The 17,447-nt window shown below is 61.8% G+C and carries 17 protein-coding genes; 4 read left to right on the plus strand and 13 right to left on the minus strand.

What is annotated here, in order from left to right; genetic code table 11:
* Positions 1-26 precede the first annotated feature (26 nt).
* From P2T68_RS05270 to P2T68_RS05320, 11 genes are all read right to left on the minus strand, one after another.
* On the minus strand, positions 27-506 hold the full coding sequence (locus P2T68_RS05270) for a DUF2878 domain-containing protein (protein ID WP_277379124.1): 480 nt from the start codon (positions 504-506) through the stop codon (positions 27-29).
* A complete protein-coding gene (locus tag P2T68_RS05275; RefSeq protein ID WP_024073307.1) occupies positions 499-1,770 on the minus strand; it encodes a cyclopropane-fatty-acyl-phospholipid synthase family protein in 1,272 nt (423 codons plus the stop codon). Before P2T68_RS05275 ends, P2T68_RS05270 begins: the two co-directional genes overlap by 8 nt.
* Positions 1,757-2,566: a DUF1365 domain-containing protein gene (locus tag P2T68_RS05280; protein WP_069075215.1), complete on the minus strand. Its 810-nt coding sequence runs from the start codon at positions 2,564-2,566 to the stop codon at positions 1,757-1,759. The genes P2T68_RS05275 and P2T68_RS05280 overlap by 14 nt, the downstream gene beginning before the upstream one ends.
* On the minus strand, positions 2,563-3,810 hold the full coding sequence (locus P2T68_RS05285; RefSeq protein ID WP_024073309.1) for an FAD-dependent oxidoreductase: 1,248 nt from the start codon (positions 3,808-3,810) through the stop codon (positions 2,563-2,565). Before P2T68_RS05285 ends, P2T68_RS05280 begins: the two co-directional genes overlap by 4 nt.
* Positions 3,807-4,589 (minus strand): SDR family NAD(P)-dependent oxidoreductase, encoded by a 783-nt coding sequence (locus P2T68_RS05290; RefSeq protein WP_069075213.1) that lies wholly within the window; start codon positions 4,587-4,589, stop codon positions 3,807-3,809. The genes P2T68_RS05285 and P2T68_RS05290 overlap by 4 nt, the downstream gene beginning before the upstream one ends.
* The gene (locus tag P2T68_RS05295; RefSeq protein ID WP_024073311.1) at positions 4,586-5,011 is read right to left on the minus strand and encodes a nuclear transport factor 2 family protein; all 426 of its coding nucleotides are present in this window, start codon (positions 5,009-5,011) and stop codon (positions 4,586-4,588) included. The genes P2T68_RS05290 and P2T68_RS05295 overlap by 4 nt, the downstream gene beginning before the upstream one ends.
* Entirely contained in the window at positions 5,004-6,449 is a 1,446-nt protein-coding gene (gene phrB / locus P2T68_RS05300) for a deoxyribodipyrimidine photo-lyase (protein ID WP_024073312.1), read from the minus strand. Before phrB ends, P2T68_RS05295 begins: the two co-directional genes overlap by 8 nt.
* A complete protein-coding gene (locus tag P2T68_RS05305; RefSeq protein ID WP_041161093.1) occupies positions 6,450-7,379 on the minus strand; it encodes a MerR family transcriptional regulator in 930 nt (309 codons plus the stop codon).
* 15 nt (positions 7,380-7,394) lie between these two features.
* On the minus strand, positions 7,395-8,360 hold the full coding sequence (locus tag P2T68_RS05310; protein ID WP_190300985.1) for a DUF523 and DUF1722 domain-containing protein: 966 nt from the start codon (positions 8,358-8,360) through the stop codon (positions 7,395-7,397).
* A 111-nt stretch (positions 8,361-8,471) separates the two neighbouring features.
* On the minus strand, positions 8,472-8,687 hold the full coding sequence (locus P2T68_RS05315; protein ID WP_024073315.1) for a TIGR02450 family Trp-rich protein: 216 nt from the start codon (positions 8,685-8,687) through the stop codon (positions 8,472-8,474).
* Complete coding sequence (locus tag P2T68_RS05320; protein WP_277379125.1) at positions 8,684-9,670, minus strand: FAD-dependent oxidoreductase; 987 nt, start codon at positions 9,668-9,670, stop codon at positions 8,684-8,686. Before P2T68_RS05320 ends, P2T68_RS05315 begins: the two co-directional genes overlap by 4 nt.
* A 225-nt stretch (positions 9,671-9,895) precedes the next feature.
* On the opposite strand from P2T68_RS05320, the gene P2T68_RS05325 reads away from it, so the two are divergent.
* Positions 9,896-10,795, plus strand: coding sequence for a TIGR01777 family oxidoreductase (locus tag P2T68_RS05325; protein ID WP_024073317.1), 900 nt, complete (start codon positions 9,896-9,898; stop codon positions 10,793-10,795).
* A 14-nt stretch (positions 10,796-10,809) separates the two neighbouring features.
* A complete protein-coding gene (hemH, locus tag P2T68_RS05330; RefSeq protein WP_277379126.1) occupies positions 10,810-11,835 on the plus strand; it encodes a ferrochelatase in 1,026 nt (341 codons plus the stop codon).
* A gap of 280 nt (positions 11,836-12,115) precedes the next feature.
* Here the strand turns inward: hemH and P2T68_RS05335 are convergent, their stop codons facing one another.
* The gene (locus P2T68_RS05335; RefSeq protein ID WP_277379127.1) at positions 12,116-14,212 is read right to left on the minus strand and encodes a TonB-dependent siderophore receptor; all 2,097 of its coding nucleotides are present in this window, start codon (positions 14,210-14,212) and stop codon (positions 12,116-12,118) included.
* 112 nt (positions 14,213-14,324) lie between these two features.
* A complete protein-coding gene (gene algW, locus P2T68_RS05340) occupies positions 14,325-15,479 on the minus strand; it encodes a Do family serine endopeptidase AlgW (protein ID WP_024073320.1) in 1,155 nt (384 codons plus the stop codon).
* A gap of 102 nt (positions 15,480-15,581) precedes the next feature.
* Here algW and P2T68_RS05345 point away from each other — a divergent pair, with 102 nt between their 5' ends.
* Positions 15,582-16,340, plus strand: a complete 759-nt coding sequence (locus P2T68_RS05345; RefSeq protein WP_024073321.1) for a Nif3-like dinuclear metal center hexameric protein — start codon at positions 15,582-15,584, stop codon at positions 16,338-16,340.
* A 186-nt stretch (positions 16,341-16,526) separates the two neighbouring features.
* Entirely contained in the window at positions 16,527-17,444 is a 918-nt protein-coding gene (gene cysD, locus P2T68_RS05350; RefSeq protein WP_024073322.1) for a sulfate adenylyltransferase subunit CysD, read from the plus strand.
* The last annotated feature ends 3 nt before the right edge of the window (positions 17,445-17,447 follow it).

The raw sequence follows: 17,447 nt of genomic DNA on the forward strand, positions 1-17,447 counted from the left end.
CACAGGTGTGAAAGGGCTGACAGACGTCAGCGTGCCAGCCGGTGCAAGCCGACGAACACCGCCGCCCAAAGCAGCGCCAGCCCCGCCATGGTTGGCCACAATGCGTAGCCAAACTGCACGCCCGCCAATTGGCTCCCTGCGTAATACGAGAATGGCCCGCCGAAGGCTCCCAGCACAGCTGCACGCCACCAGGGCCGGGCGCTCCAGGCCAGGCAATGGCGCAAGGTGGTTGCCAGCGTCGCCCACAGCAGGATCAACCACAACGGAATCAGCGGCCCCGGCTCGTTGAACTGAAAAACGCCGAGGTTGCGCAGCAGCGTATCCAGCACCGTACCCACCAGCGTCACGCGGATGATCAGCGCAGCATCCTCGGCCCACGAACTTATCCACAGCAGGTGGACTGCCAGCACCGCCACCCCCACCAGCAGCCAGGGGCTGTCGCCGCCGAGTACGCAGGCAAGCCAGCTGCACTGGAACAGCGCGGCATTGGCGACGGTTTTAAGCACTGAACCGCCCGAGCAGGGGGGGCGTGATGGCCGAGGGCTTGGCCAGCAGTAACTGTGCGGTGCCGATGGTGCGCTCCATAAAGCCGCCTTCGCAGTAGCACAGATAGAATTCCCACAAGCGCAGGAAGTATTCGTCGTAGCCCAATTCTGTCAGGCGGCCATGGGCGCGGCGAAAGTTCTCATGCCACAGGCGCAGGGTTCGCGCGTAATGCAGGCCGAAATCTTCCATGTGCAGCAGGTTCATATCGGTGTTGCGGCTGACGATATGCAGCATGTTTTGCACGCTGGGCAGGGCGCCGCCGGGGAAGATATAGCGCTGGATAAAGTCGACGCTGTTCTTGGCCTGCTCGAAACGCTGTTCGCGAATGGTGATGGCTTGCAGCAACATCAGGCCGTCACTCTTGAGCAGGTGTGCGCATTGCTTGAAGTAGGTCGGCAGGAAGCGATGGCCCACCGCTTCGATCATTTCGATGGACACCAGCTTGTCGTATTGGCCGGTCAGGTCGCGGTAGTCCTGCAGCAACAGCGTCACCTGGTCCTGCAAGCCCAGGGCCTGGATGCGTTTTTCGGTGTAGGCGAATTGCTCCTTGGACAAGGTCGTGGTGGTGACCTTGCAGCCGTAATGCTGTGCGGCATACAAGGCCATGCTGCCCCAACCGGTGCCGATTTCCAGCAGATGATCGCTGGGCTTGAGCGCCAGTTTCTGGCAGATGCGCGCAAGCTTGTTCAGTTGCGCCTGTTCCAGGGTGTCATCGGCCGTGAGGAACTGCGCCGCCGAATACATCATGGTCGGGTCGAGGAACTCTTCGAACAGGTCGTTGCCCAGGTCATAGTGGGCGGCGATGTTTTTCTGCGAGCCTTTGCGCGTATTGCGGTTGAGCCAGTGCACACCTTGGGTGAACGGCCGCGCCAACTTGGCCAGGCCACCTTCCAGTGCATCGAGTACTTCCAGGTTGCTGACCATCACGCGTACCACGGCGGTCAGGTCTGGGCTGCTCCAGTAGCCATGGATAAACGCCTCGCCCGCGCCGATGGAACCGTTGGCCGCCACCAGGCCCCATACCGCCGAGTCGAGGATCTGGATTTCCCCGAGCAGGTGCGCTTCCCGTGCGCCGAAGACCTGGCGTTCGCCGTCCTCGATGATCACCAGTTGGCCATGGCGCAATTGACTGAGCTGGCGCAGCACGCCCTTGCGCAACAGCGCACTGGTCAGGCCGTTGATGTTCAGGCGGCTGGATTTGACCGATAAGCTAGGGGATTTCATGGCGGCGATCCTTGGTATAACCGACTGCTGTGCGAGAGGCGCCATCGGCGGCCTGATGGGAAAAAATCGGTATGCGCTTGAGTAACAGGCGCAGGGCCTGCCAGTAGATGGCCAGGCAGGTCTTCGCGGTCATCCACGGAAAACGCCACAGGTAACGGTGCAGGCTGGTGCGACTCAGTGCCTCTCTTTGCAGGCTCAAGGTCGCGTCGAAGATTTTTTGCGAGCCCTGCCAATCGGCCATGTGCACGCCAAGCCTGGCGGCGGGTGGGCTGAAGCTCATGCGGTATTCCAGGTTGCGCGGCAGGAACGGCGAGACATGAAACGCCTTGGCCACGGCGAAATGCTGGTGCTCGCCGGCGGCGAGGGCCTGGGCCGGGAGCACATAGTGATAGCGCTCGCGCCATGGGGTGTTGGTCACTTCACACAGGATCGCCGCCAATTGTCCGTCGGCTTCGAAGCAGTAGAAGAAACTCACCGGATTAAAAGCCAGGCCCCAACTGCGGGCCTGGGTCAGCAGGCAGATAGCGCCCTGGGGTGCACGCCCCAGGGCCTTGCCGACTTCCTGGCGCACGGCATCGCTCAAGCTCATGCCGTGGCGTGTGAATTCTCGCAGGTAATCCTGCTGGCGAAAGCCGAAGGGCGCCAGGCGACGCGTGCCGGCCAGGGGCGAAAGCCCAAGCACTTCGTCTTCTTCGCTCAGGTCCAGGTACAGCAGGCCGATGCGGTAGCGAAAGGCGTGGGCCTTGGGCGCGAACCGGCGATGGGCGATCCAGCCGCTGTACAGGGCGCTGTTCACAGGGTTTCTCCAAACGCCTTGCCCACGCGCAATGCGCTGACCACGCCGTCTTCATGGAAACCATTGGCCCAGTAGGCGCCGCAATAATAGGTGTGCTGCGCGCCGTTCAATTCTTCCCAGCGCGCTTGGGCGGCCACCGCTGCCAGGCTGTATTGCGGGTGGGCGTAGGTGTAGCGGGCGAGGATCTTCAGTGGGTTGATCATCGGCGTCTGGTTGAGGCTGACGCAAAACGTGGTGGTGCTGTCGATGCCTTGCAGGATGTTCATGTCATAGGTGACGGCCGCCTGGGTCTGCGCGTTGCCGGTCAGCCGGTAGTTCCAGCTGGCCCAGGCCAATTCGCGATCGGGCAGCAAGCGGGTGTCGGTGTGCAGTACCACGTCGTTGTCGGCGTAGGGCAGGGCGCCGAGGATTTGCTGCTCGGCCTGGCTGGGATCACCGAGCAGCGCCAGTGCCTGGTCGCTGTGGCAGGCGAACACCACCTTGTCGAAGGCTTCGGTACCGGCGGCGCTGTGGATGATCACGCCCTCTGCGTTACGTTCCACCCGGCGCACCGGGCAATCGAGGCGGATCTGTTCACGAAAGCTTTGCGTCAGCGGTTCGATATAGCGGCTTGAACCGCCCTCGATCACACACCATTGCGGGCGGTTGTTCACTGACAACAAGCCGTGGTTCTTGAAGAACCTTACGAAGAACTGCAAAGGGAATCCGAGCATGTCGGCCAGGGACATCGACCAGATCGCCGCGCCCATCGGCACGATGTAATGCTGGATAAACCGCGGGCCGTAGCCGCCGGCGGTGAGGTAGTCGCCCAAGGTCATGTCGGCGTTGATGCGTTGTGCTTGCAGGTCCAGCGGTGCTTGGCGATTGAAGCGCAGGATATCGCGCAACATGCCCCAGAACCCCGGCGACAGGATATTGCGTCGCTGGGCAAACAGGCTGTTGAGGTTGTTGCCGTTGTACTCGAAATTCGCGCTCTGGTCGCACACCGAAAAACTCATCTCGGTGGGTTTGAATGTCACGCCGATCTGCCCCAGCAGACGGATGAAGTTGGGGTAGGTCCAGTCGTTGAACACGATAAAGCCCGTGTCCACCGCATAACGTTTGCCCTCGACGGTGACGTTGACCGTGTGGGTATGCCCGCCGATGCGATCGCCCGCTTCGAACAGCGTGATGTCGTGGCGACGGCTGAGCAGGTAGGCGCTGGTCAGCCCGGCGATACCGCTGCCGATAATGGCGATTTTCACAGCTCGTCCTTTTTCGGCGGAGGGCTGCGCAGCATGCGTTTACCGATGATCAGTTGCGCGCGATCTGGCAGTTTCGACAGCGGCCAGAGCGTGGCGATGAACAGCGCCGGGAAGGCGATTTCCAGGGGGCGCTTGTCCAGTTTGGCAAAGATATGCCGCGCGGCCTTGTCCGCCGACCAGCTCAGGGGCATCGGAAAGTCGTTGCGCGCGGTCAGCGGCGTGTCGACAAACCCAGGGCTGATCACGGTGACGTCGATATTTTCCGGTGACAGGCTGACGCGCAGGGATTCGAACAGGTAACGCAGGCCGGCCTTGGACGCCCCGTAGGCCTCGGCGCGGGGCATTGGCAGGTAGGTCACGGCACTGGCGACGCCCACCAGGTGCGGCGTGCGCCCGGCGCGCAGCAGGGGCAGTGCGGCTTCGATGCAGTAGCTGCTGGCGAGCAGGTTGGTGCGCACCACATGCTCGACGATCGACGAGTCGAACTGCTGGGCGTCCACGTATTCGCAGGTGCCGGCATTGAGGATCACCGTGTCCAGCGAGCCCCAGGTCGCGCTGATGCGTTCACCGATTTCACGCACGGTCTGACTGTTGGTCAGGTCGCCCGCCACGATCAGCACCTGGCCGGGAAAGCGCTGGGCCAGGGCCTCCAGCGGCCCCTTGGAGCGCGAGCTGAGTGCCACGTGGGCGCCGCTGTTGAGCAGCTCCACGGCGAGGGAAGCGCCGATGCCACTGCTGGCGCCGGTCAGCCAATATCGACGGGGCGGTGTAAGGCTCATCCCATTCTCCTTTTCAGCCAACGGACCACACGGCCGATAATCGGCAAGTGCTCGTAAAGCAGCGCGCCCGCATCGAAATAGTCACGATGGCGGTACACCTTGTTCTCGCGCCACATCAGGTGCGAGCAGCCTTCCACCCGGATCACCTTGCCATCGGCCAGGCGCGGGTGGCAAAAACTCATTTTCCAGCGCAGGTAGCCTTCACCGTCGGCCACCTCGTCGACGCCCTGGAAGTCAAAGCGCAGTTGGCTGATGTTGCCGTACAGCTCGGCAAAGTAACGGTGCAGCGCCGGCAGCCCTTGCACGTCGTGCAGCGGGTCAGTGAAGGCGATGTCCTTGCTGTACAGGCTGTCGAGCAACTGCAGGTTGTGCTTGTCCAGCGTGGCAAAGGCCTGGGCGAAACGGCGCAGGAAGTCACTCATGCTCGGCTCCGACTGCCTGGCGCGATGGCAGGCTGCGGAAAGCCGCCAAGGCGCGTTCGCGCGATTGCTTGAGGTCGACGATGGCGCGGGGGTAATCGGCCACGCCGAACAAGCCGCCGACGGCTGCGGGGTTGTGCACTTCCTTTTTATTCAGTGCCGCCAGCTGCGGTAGCCAGTGCTTGATAAAGACGCCTTCGCTGTCGAATTTTTCCGACTGGCTCAGCGGGCTGAAAATCCGGAAGTAGGGTGCCGAATCGGTACCGGTGGACGAACTCCACTGCCAGCCGCCGTTGTTGGCCGCCAGGTCGCCGTCGATCAGGTGGCGCATGAAGAAGCGCTCACCTTCGCGCCAGTCGATCAGCAGGTTCTTGGTCAAGAACATCGCCACCACCATGCGCAGGCGGTTATGCATCCAGCCGGTCTCCAGCAGTTGGCGCATGGCGGCATCGATGATCGGCAGGCCGGTACGCGCTTGCTGCCAGGCGGCGAGATCCTGGGGCGCATCGCGCCAGGCCAGCGCTTCGGTTTCGGGGCGGAAAGCGCGGTGGCGCGACACCCGGGGGTAGCCCACCAGAATGTGTTTGTAGAACTCCCGCCAGAGCAATTCATTGATCCACGTGATCGCGCCGATGTCGCCGCTTTCGAATTCGCCCTGGTTGGTTTGCAGCGCGGCGTGCAGGCATTGGCGCGGCGACACCACGCCGGCCGCGAGGTACGCGGAGAGCTGGCTGGTGCCGGGTTTGGCCGGGAAGTCACGCTCATCCTTGTAGTCGCTGATCTGCTGGTCGGCGAAGGCGTCGAGGCGGCGGCGGGCCTCGTCTTCGCCGGCGGGCCATAGCGCGCGCAGTGTCTCGCTCGGTGGTTCGAACCCTTCGACCTGGTGAGGGACCGGGTCGCTCTTGAGCTTGAGTGCGGCTTGGGCCTTGGGCGTCGCCACTAACCGGGGTAAAGCAGTGTGCAGGCGGCTGTAGCACACCTTGCGGAACTGGCTGAACACCTGGAAGTAGGTGCCAGTCTTGGTCAGTACGCTGCCCGGTTGGAAAAGCAGTTGGTCCAGGTAGCTGTGGAAGGCCACGCCATCGGCGTCCAGGGCCTGGGCGACGGCCGCGTCGCGACGGCTTTCATGGATGCCGTATTCCTCGTTGACGTGCACCGACGTCACCGACAATTCCCGGCACAGTTGGCTCAGCACGGCAGGCGCCTGGTCCCAGGTCTCGGCGTGGCGGATCAGCAACGGAATGTTCAGCGCACCCAGCGCCTGGCTCAAGTGCTGCAGGTTGCGCAGCCAGAAGTCGACTTTGCAGGGCGCGTCATCGTGGGCCAGCCATTGCTGCGGGGTGATCAGGTACACGGCGGCCACCGGGCCCCGCTGGCTCGCGGCGGCCAGGGCGGTGTTGTCGTGCAGGCGCAAGTCGGTGCGCAGCCAGGTCAAATGCATTTAAAGAAGTCCACGCTGTATCAGACGCTGGTGGGCCGACAATGGGTCTTCGGCCACGAACAATTCCGGGGTGTCGCCGATTAATACGGCCAGCTCCGTTTGGTGGATGCATACCGTGGGTCCGACGATCAGTTTTGGGCAACTGACGCCGGCCAAAAGTTTTTCGAATGCCGACCAGTGGAGGGCTTTGCTCGAATAGAGCAACACGGCGCGCGGTTGCAGGTGTTCCACCGCCAGGGACAGTTCGCCGGCGGGCAGGGGCCAGTCGAACACCTCCACCGGGCAGTCGGCGCTGCTGGCCAGCCAGGCGCTGAGCCACACATGCGGTTCCAGGGGCAGGTCGGAATGGTTGATCAGCAGCAGTGGCGCGCCATGCAACTGGCGGTTGTTGTGATAGATGCGCGCGCCAAACTTGCTGCGCAGCCAGGACAGGAAAAACACCCGCTCCATCTGCGCGCCAAACTGGCCCTGCCAGCGTTGTTCCAGTTCATTGAGCAGCGGTAGCAGCAATTGCTCGCACAGGGTGCGCGGCGGGTACAGCGCCATGGCCTGGTTAAAGGCGTCGTCTACGCGGCGTTCGGCCAGTTCGCTGATGGCCTTCACCAGGTTCTGGCGCAGGGAATGCCATTCGTTTTCGACCGCCTCGGGGCTGACCTGGGCTGAGTCGATCAGGGTTTTCACCTGGCTGACGGGCACGCCACGGTTGAGCCAGGTAAGGATCGTGTGGATGCGTTGGACATGCTCGGCGCTGAACAACCGGTGCCCCTTGGGCGTGCGTTGCGGCACGATCAGGCCGTAACGGCGTTCCCAGGCGCGCAGGGTGACGGCGTTGACGCCGGTCTGGCGCGCCACTTCGCGGATCGGCAGCCAACCGTTCTCCAGGGCTTGGGCGATATCTTCGCCAGGTTCGTCGAGCAGGACGGCTTTGATGACACTGTTCATGGGTTAGATCGCATTACGCAGGCTGAGATTTTCCGGGTGCGGCTGCAAGTAGGCCTGCTGCGCGATGTAGCGATCCGGATGGAGGCGAAAGTGATGCTTGAGCAGCGTCAACGGCACCACCAGTGGCACGATGCCTTGGCGGTACTGGCCGATGACGGTCTGCATTTCCTGTTTGTCATCGGCACTGATGACCTGCTTGAGGTAACCGCTGATGTGTTGCAGCACATTGGTGTGGCTGCCGCGGGTGGCGCACTTTTTCAGGCCGGTCATCAGGTCACTGAAGTAGCAGGCCGCCAATTCGTCGAGGTTGGCATCCTTGGACATGCTGCCGAGCCGGTGGCCCAGGCTTTTGTAATGCATCAAGCTGTGGGCCATCAGCAAATACTTGTAGCGCGAGTGAAAGGCGAGCAAGCGGTGGCGGGTCAGGCCCTCGGCCAGCAGTCGTTGCCAGCTGGCGTAGACGAAGACGCGCGCCAGGAAGTTTTCCCGCAGGACCGGGTCATTCAGGCGGCCATCTTCTTCCACGGGCAGGTTCGGGTGGCGAGCGCAAAACGCCTGGGCGTAGATGCCGCGACCGCCGCCGTCCACCGGTGCGCCGTTCTCGCGGTACACCTTGACCCGCTCCAGGCCGCACGAGGGCGACTTCTGCATAAAGATGTAGCCGCACAGGTCAGTGTGTTCGGCGGCCATTTTCCGGCCGTATGCGTCAAGCGGCGCAGTGACGTTCAGTTCGCGGTGCACCGTGCCAACGGCCTGTGGCTGTTCGGCATCGCCCACCAGGCGAATGGTTTCACGGGGAATGCCCAGGCCGATCGCCACTTCCGGGCACAGCGGCACGAAGTCGAAATACTCGGCGAGCACCTCGCTGCACAGATGGGATTGTTTGTGGCCGCCATTGAAGCGTACGGTCTCGCCCAGCAGGCAGGCGCTGATGCCAATCTTCGGCTTGAGGGACGGGGTAATGGACATGGCCAAACCTCTGCAAAATTCCTGTACAAGGTATAAAACCTGTACAACTAAATCTCATCATAGGTTTAGCGCTGTACAAGTCAAATTATTTGTACAAGTATTTTGCGCAGGCTATTTCCAGCCGATGTGCCAATTCTCGGCGTTTTGCAGGGTTTGCCAGGCCAGGCGCTCTGTACGCCGGGTCATCACGGCTTGCAACTCGATGTCCAGCACGGTGCCTTCGTCGTCGCGAAACAGTTCAGTGACGAGGAAGTGCTTTTCCTTGTTGCGCGGGCTTGCTGCTGTCCATTTCGACAGCAGCAATTTGGCAGGATTGACGCGGTTCATCGCAGGTGCTCGATCAAGCGTCGCGCGGCTTCCTGGCCGCTGAGCCAGGCACCTTCCACCCGGCCTGACAGGCACCAGTCACCACACACGTACAAGCCCAGGTCGGCGTCGGCCAGTACGCCGAACTCATGGGCGCTGGACGGTCGTGCGTAGAGCCAACGGTGCGCCAGGCTGAAGGAAGGCGCGGGCATGGCGCTGTGCAGCAGTTCGGCGAAGGCGCCGTGCAGGTGTTCGATCACCGCTTCCTTGGACAGGTCCAGGTGCGCCTTGCTCCAGGCGCTGGTGGCGTGCAACACCCAGGTGTCGAGGGTGGCGTCGCGCCCCGGTTTGCTGCGGTTGCGTGCCAGCCAGTCGAGCGGGCTTTCCTGCACGAAGCAGCCTTCCATCGGCGTATCCAGGGGTTTGTCGAAGGCCAGGGCGATGGCCCAGGTCGGGTCCATTTTTACGCTGGCAGCGACACCCGCCAGCTTGGGCGCGGCGGCCAGCAGGGCGGTGGCTTGGGGGGCGGGCGTGGCGATGATCACGTGGCTGAACGGCCCATGATTGCCGCCGTCGGCATCCAGCAGGTTCCAGTGGTGCTTGCCTTGGAATACCTCGGTGATCCGGCAACCGAACTCCACCGGCAGGTCGTCGAGCAGCGCGCGGGTGATGGCGCTCATGCGCGGTGTGCCGACCCAGCGGGTCTGTTCATCGGGGGAGGGCGTGAGCTGGCCGGATTTGAAGTTATACAGCTGCGGTGTCCACTGCTCGGCCCAGCCGTTGCTTTGCCAGCGCTGCACTTCGTTGACGAAGCGTCGGTCGCGGGCGGTGAAATACTGTGCGCCCATATCCAACGCGCCGGCATCGCTGCGCTGGCTGGACATGCGGCCACCACTGCCGCGGCTTTTATCGAAGAGTTGTACAACGTGCCCGGCGTCTCGTAACGCTCGGGCGGCGGAGAGACCGGCGATGCCGGTACCGATGATCGCGATGGGGACAGTCATGGGAGGCCTCGTTTTACCGTTGGGTACAGACTACGCCGACACCAATAGCTGTACAATATTGTTTTTTGGTATAAGTTTTGGCGTACCTGATCGTTTGGCGTGGCCTATGGTTAAGACTGAGGCTAAAACCGTCTGTTTAAACCAATGTCACGCCCGATTACAAATTGATCCCTGCTTATAAAATAGACCAGTGATCGGCGGCGAACGTTACATGAGGAGCGTCCCATGCATATTTTGCTGACCGGCGGTACCGGCCTGATCGGCCGTCAACTCTGCCAACACTGGCTGGCGCAAGGTCATCACCTGACGGTGTGGAGCCGTCAACCTGCACAAGTCGCCAACGTGTGCGGCGACGCCGTGCGGGGTGTTGCCCGCTTGCAAGAGGTTATCGGCCCGGTGGACGCGGTCATTAATCTCGCCGGCGCGCCCATCGCCGATCGTCCCTGGACGCACAAACGCAAGGCATTGTTGTGGAGCAGCCGCATCAGCCTGACCGAAACCCTGCTGACATGGCTGGAAGGCCTGGCGCACAAGCCGCAGGTGTTGATTTCCGGTTCGGCCGTAGGTTGGTACGGCGATGGTGGTGAGCGCGAATTGACCGAGGCCAGTGGCCCGGTGCAGGACGATTTCCCCAGCCAGCTGTGCATCGCCTGGGAAGAAACCGCCCAGCGTGCCGAGGCGCTGGGCATTCGCGTGGTGCTGGTGCGTACCGGGCTGGTACTGGCGGCTGAGGGCGGCTTTTTGTCGCGGTTGTTGCTGCCGTTCAAACTGGCGCTGGGCGGGCCTATTGGTAATGGTCGGCAGTGGATGCCATGGGTGCACATCAAGGATCAAATCGCCCTGATTGATTTTCTTCTGCACCAGGGGGACGCCAGTGGTCCTTATAATGCCTGCGCGCCGCACCCGGTGCGTAACCGCGAGTTTGCCAAGACGTTGGGCCAGGTGCTGCACCGCCCGGCGTTCATGCCCATGCCAGCCTTCGCATTGAAGGTCGGGTTGGGGGAGTTGTCCGGTTTGTTGCTGGGCGGCCAGAAAGCTTTACCCGAGCGCCTGTTGGCCGCCGGTTTCACTTTCCAGTTCACTGAGTTGAAGGCGGCCTTGGACGACTTGTCCAGCCGCCTCTAGAGATAGGATGTTGCATGACGGATCACGCGTTGTTACTGGTCAACCTGGGGTCACCGGCGTCTACTTCGGTGGCCGATGTGCGCAGCTACCTCAATCAGTTTTTGATGGACCCTTATGTGATCGACCTGCCATGGCCGGTGCGGCGCCTGTTGGTGTCGCTGATCCTGATCAAGCGTCCTGAGCAGTCTGCCCATGCCTATGCCTCGATCTGGTGGGACGAGGGCTCGCCGCTGGTGGTGCTCAGCCGGCGCCTGCAACAGCAGATGACTGCGCAGTGGACCCAGGGTCCGGTGGAGCTGGCGATGCGCTATGGCGAGCCGTCCCTGGAAACCACCCTGACTCGCCTGGCCGCCCAGGGTATTCAGAACGTCACCCTGGCGCCGTTGTACCCGCAGTTTGCCGACAGCACCGTGACCACGGTGATCGAAGAGGCCCGGCGGGTGGTGCGCGATAAGAAGCTCAACGTGCAATTCTCGATCCTGCAACCGTTCTACGATCAGGCGGAATACCTCGACGCGCTGGCGGCCAGTGCTCGCCCTTATATAGAAGAGCACTACGATCACTTGTTGCTGAGTTTCCACGGCCTGCCCGAAGGTCATCTGAAAAAGCTCGACCCTACTGGCGCACATTGTTTCAAGGATGCCGATTGCTGCAAGAACGCCTCGCCTGAGGTGCTTGCCACCTGCTACCGCGCGCAGTGCTTCAGCGTTGCCCGGGATTTCGCCGAGCGCCTGGGCTTGCCGGATGGCAAGTGGTCGGTGGCCTTCCAGTCGCGCCTGGGCCGTGCGAAGTGGATCGAACCCTATACCGAGGCACGCCTTGAGGCGTTGGCCCAGCAAGGGGTGAAAAAGTTGCTGGTGATGTGCCCGGCGTTTGTCGCCGATTGCATCGAGACGCTGGAAGAAATCGGCGATCGCGGCAGCGAGCAGTTCCGCGAAGCAGGGGGCGAGGAGTTGGTGCTGGTGCCGTGCCTGAATTACAGCGAGCAGTGGGCGGTGGCGCTCAATACCCTGTGCGAGCGGGCGCCCGTTGCACTGTAATGTGGGAGAGGGGCAGGCCCTCATGCCAGTTAGTTAAGGAAGAACGCTGTAACTGTGGCTAGCGGGCTTTGCTGTGGCGAGCGGGCTTGCCCCGCGTTGGGCTGCGCAGCAGCCCCAGAACCAGCCGCTGAGGAGTGCCTGATACTCCGCATTCCGATTGATTGGGGCTGCTGCGCAGCCCGACGCGGGGCAAGCCCGCTCGTCACAGGTTGCTGTTTGCTTGTTCTATCTCTTAGCTGACTGGCATTAGGACAAGCTCCCTCCCACAGGCTTGATCGTGTTACAGGTTGAGGGTCAGGCTCACGGTGAAGTTGCGCGGTTCACCCGGATTGACCCAATAGCTGCTGTAGGACCGCTCGTAGTATTTCTCATCAAACAGGTTGTTCAAGTTCAGCCCCACGGTGACGTTGTCCGTGGCCTTGTAATGCGCGAGCAGGTCGACGGTGTGGTAGGCGGGCAGCTCGAAGCGGCCACCGGCTTCACCCGAGCGATCACCCACGTAGGTGAGGGCCGCACCCAGGTCTGAACCGCGCAATGCCCCATCCTGGAATTCATACACGCCCAACAGACTGCCGCTGCGCTTGGCTACGCCGAGCATGCGGCTGCCAGTCGGGATGGTTTTGTCACCCTTTGTCACTTCCGCGTCGATGTAGGCGAGGGCGCCAATCACGCGCACCGCGTCGGTCACCTGCCCGGTCACTTGCAGATCAAAGCCCTGGCTGCGTGCCTTGCCCATGGCGCGGTTGGTGTTGGTGGCCGGGTCCAGGGCCAACACGTTTTCCTTCTCGATATGAAAAGCGGCGAGGGTGGCGCTGAGGCGTTCGTCGAACAGCTCGCTCTTGATCCCCGCTTCATACCCCACACCTTCCTCCGGCTTGAAGGATTTACCGTCGATATCCAGACCGCTGTTGGGCTTGAACGACGTCGAGGCGTTGGCGAACACGCCGAGTTCAGGCGTGAGCTGATAGAGCAGGCCGGCGCGTTGGGTAAGGGCAGTGTGGGTCTGTCGGCTCTTGGTGTGGTTGCGGGTGAAGTCGTCGGTGCTTTGTTCGAAATGCTCCACGCGTGCGCCGATCATGCCGCGCAGGCGGTCGGTGAAGAGGATCTGGTCTTGCAGGTTCAGCGCCTGGCTTTTGGTCTGTTCGAAGAAGTCGGTACCGGAGCGTGCGCCGTTGGGTTTGGGCTGACCGTAGACCGGGTTGTAGAGGTCGATGGTGTAGCGGCTGCCGGCAATTGCGGTCACGCGCTCCTTCTTGCGGTAGTCCTCGTATTCGGTACCGATCAACAATTCATGCTGCCAACTGCCGATATCGAACAATCCCCGGAGCTCAAGCTGGGTAATGCTGTCATGCCAGCCCATGGAGCGTTCGCGGTAGCGGCGATCAACCGTGTGGCCGTCGGTATTCAGCGCACGGTTTTCCGATGCATCGCCCCACAGGCTCCCTTGTTTGTAGTGGCTGGCCAGGCGCAGTTTCCAGGCATCGTTGAGGTGGTGCTCAAGGGTGGCCTGGATGCGGTTGTTGTGGTTATCAATATCGCCGTCGTTGGGTTCGCCGAGGAAGGTGGAGCGCGATACGCCTGGGGCGTCGACGATGCCGCGGTCGAAGGTGGAACTGTGGCGTACGAATTCGCTTTCCACCAGCAAGCGGGTGTCCGGGTCAAGCTGCCAGCTGAATGAGGGCGCGACAAATACGCGCTTGCTCTGGACGTGATCGCGGAAGCTGTGGTTGTCCTCCACCGCCAGGTTGATCCGCGACAGCAGGTTGCCCTCGCTGTCCAGCGGCGTATTGACGTCGACAGCGGTGCGATAACGGTCCCAACTGCCGGCGCTGGTTTGCAGGGTGGTGAAGGCTTCAGGCTGAGGCTTTTTGGTGACGATATTCACAGTGCCGCCGGGATCGCCGCGACCATACAGGCTGGCGGCCGGGCCTTTGAGCACTTCGATACGTTCGATATTGGCCGCGTCCGGTGTGCTTGGGTAGCCCCGGTTGGCGCTGAAGCCGTCCTGGTAGAACTCCGAAGTGGTGAAGCCGCGCACGCTGTATTCGTAGAGCGTAAGGCCGCCAAAGTTGTTCTGCTTGGACACACCGCCGGCAAACTCCAGGGCGCGTTCCACGTTGGTGCTGCCCAGGTCCGTGAGTACCGAGGCGGGAATCACGCTGATGGACTGTGGGATGTCGCGAAGGGCGGTGTCGGTTTTGGTCGCGCTGGCCGAGCGGGTGGCACGGTAGCCTTTGACCGGGCCGGTGGCGGATTCGTAGGCGTCGGTAGTGACGCTGATGGTCTCCAGTTCAACGGTGTTTTCTTCAGCAGCGGCGGGGTCGAGCAGCAAACCCAAGGCCAGGCCAGCCAAGGGGGCAAGTTTTCGAGACGGCATGATAGAGCGTTCCAATAACGATATTGAAACAATATAACATGTCTAATGAGAATGAATTTGCTTTGAAATATGAGCTTACAGGTACCCGCGAACGGGTACCTGGCGCTGTGGTTTATTCCTCTTCTTTCACCGGCGCAGGCGGTGGGCGCAGGCCGATTTCCGCCAGCAGCTTGATCTCTTTACCGTTGCGCATCACCTGGATCGTCACCTTGTCGGTCGGCTTGATCCGCGCCACCTGGTTCATCGACTTGCGACCATCACCGGCCGGTTCGCCATTGATACTGAGGATCACGTCGCCCAATTGCAGGCCGGCTTTCTGCGCCGGGCCGTCGCGGAAGATCCCGGCGACCACGATGCCTGGGCGCCCGGTCAGGCCGAACGACTCAGCCAGTTCCTTGGTCAGCGGTTGCACTTCAATGCCCAGCCAGCCGCGAATCACCTGGCCATGCTCGATGATCGACTTCATCACTTCCATCGCCAGCTTGACCGGGATCGCAAAACCGATGCCCTGAGAGCCGCCCGACTTGGAGAAAATCGCCGTGTTGATACCGGTCAGGTTGCCGTTGGCGTCCACCAGCGCGCCGCCGGAGTTGCCCGGGTTGATCGCCGCATCGGTCTGGATAAAGTCTTCGTAGCTGTTCAGGCCCAGCTGGTTACGCCCGGTGGCGCTGATGATGCCCATGGTGACGGTCTGGCCCACGCCGAACGGGTTGCCGATGGCTAATGCCACGTCGCCCACGCGCAGGCCGTCGGAGCGTCCCAGGGTAATGGACGGCAGGTTCTTGAGGTCGATCTTCAGGACGGCCAGATCGGTTTCCGGATCGCTGCCCACCACGCGGGCCAGGGTTTCACGCCCGTCACGCAGGGCCACCACAATCTGGTCGGCGCCGGTGGTCACGTGGTTGTTGGTGAGGATGTAGCCTTCCGGGCTCATGATCACGCCCGAGCCGAGGCTGGACTCCATGCGCCGTTGCTTGGGCCCGTTGTCGCCGAAATAGCGGCGAAACTGCGGGTCTTCAAATAACGGATGCGCAGGTTTGTTGATGACTTTGGTGGTGTACAGGTTGACCACCGCGGGGGCAGCAATAACCACCGCGTCCGCGTAAGTCACTGGGCCTTGTACTACCGCGCTGGTTTGCGGGGCCTGTTGCAGGTTCACATCAAGGCTGGGCAAGCCCACCCATTCGGGGAAACGCTGAATAATCAGTATTGCGATCAGCACGCCAGCCAGTAATGGCCATCCGAAAAAACGCAGTGCCTTGAGCATCAAGTAAGTCCTGACAGGTTGCAGGGGGCGGGAGAGCGCCCATAATGTCGCGCATTATACGAGGCTGCGAGCGCCTCTGAACGGGATATTTAGGAGTCTTTTATGGCCGTTGCTTTGAGCACCCTCGTCGAGGAAGCGGACCGCTACCTTGGCAGCGCAAGAATTGCCGATTACTGCCCCAATGGCCTGCAGGTAGAGGGGCGTCCGCAAGTGATGCGCATCGTCAGCGGCGTGACCGCCAGCCAGGCATTGCTGGATGCTGCCGTCGAGGCGCAGGCCGACCTGGTGCTGGTGCACCACGGGTATTTCTGGAAGGGCGAGAACCCCTGCGTCACCGGCATGAAGCAACGCCGCCTGAAAACCCTGCTCAAGCACGACATCAGCCTGCTGGCCTATCACCTGCCGCTGGACCTGCACGCAGACGTCGGCAATAACGTGCAACTGGCGCGTCAACTGGACATCACCGTCGAAGGCCCACTGGACCCCGACAACCTCAAGATCGTCGGCCTGGTCGGGTCCCTGGCCGAACCCCTGTCGCCCCGCGATTTCGCCCGACGCGTGCAGGATGTCATGGGCCGTGAGCCCCTGTTGATCGAAGGCAGCGAGATGATCCGCCGCGTCGGTTGGTGCACGGGCGGCGGCCAGGGCTATATCGACCAGGCGATTGCCGCCGGTGTCGACTTGTTCCTGAGCGGCGAAGCCTCCGAGCAGACCTTCCACAGCGCGCGGGAAAACGACATCAGCTTTATCGCGGCCGGCCATCACGCCACCGAGCGCTATGGTGTGCAGGCGCTGGGCGATTACCTGGCGCGGCGTTTCGCCCTGGAGCACCTGTTCATCGATTGCCCCAACCCGATCTGACTAACCCCCATCAACCCGGTGGGAGGTAGGGCGATGTTCATGAGTCGGATGAGTCAAACCTGGGAGTATATTCATATACCGTTTCGATCTAGATCGCTCCCTGAATAGAAGAAGGTGCTGTGCTAGCATGCCCCGCTCGAACACGGCCCGCAGGCCGTCCATAAGATCGTTTTTCCGTGAGTAGCCATGGTCGACAAACTGACGCATCTGAAACAGCTGGAGGCGGAAAGCATCCACATCATCCGCGAGGTCGCCGCCGAGTTCGACAACCCGGTGATGCTCTACTCGATCGGTAAAGACTCCGCCGTGATGCTGCACCTGGCACGCAAGGCGTTCTTCCCGGGCAAGCTGCCGTTCCCGGTGATGCACGTCGACACCCAGTGGAAGTTCCAGGAAATGTACCGGTTCCGCGACCGCATGGTTGAAGAGCTGGGCCTGGAGTTGATCACCCATGTCAACCCGGACGGCGTGGCGCAGGGCATCAACCCGTTTACCCACGGCAGTGCCAAGCACACCGACATCATGAAGACCGAGGGCCTCAAGCAGGCTCTGGACAAATATGGTTTCGACGCAGCCTTTGGCGGTGCCCGTCGCGATGAAGAGAAATCCCGTGCCAAAGAGCGCGTGTACTCGTTCCGTGACAGCAAGCACCGCTGGGACCCGAAGAACCAGCGCCCGGAGTTGTGGAACGTCTACAACGGCAACGTCAACAAGGGCGAGTCGATCCGTGTGTTCCCGCTGTCCAACTGGACCGAGCTGGATATCTGGCAGTACATCTACCTGGAAGGTATCCCGATCGTGCCGCTGTACTTCGCCGCCGAGCGCGACGTGATCGAGAAGAACGGCACGCTGATCATGATCGACGACGACCGCATCCTTGAGCACTTGTCCGACGAAGACAAAGCCCGCATCGTCAAAAAGAAAGTACGTTTCCGTACCCTTGGCTGCTACCCGTTGACGGGCGCGGTGGAGTCCGAAGCCGAGACGCTGACGGACATCATTCAGGAAATGCTCCTGACGCGAACTTCCGAGCGCCAGGGCCGGGTCATCGACCACGATGGCGCAGGCTCGATGGAAGACAAGAAACGTCAGGGTTATTTCTAAGGG

This window comes from Pseudomonas sp. G11 (assembly GCF_029457515.1).
Taxonomy (GTDB): Bacteria; Pseudomonadota; Gammaproteobacteria; order Pseudomonadales; family Pseudomonadaceae; genus Aquipseudomonas; species Aquipseudomonas gorinensis.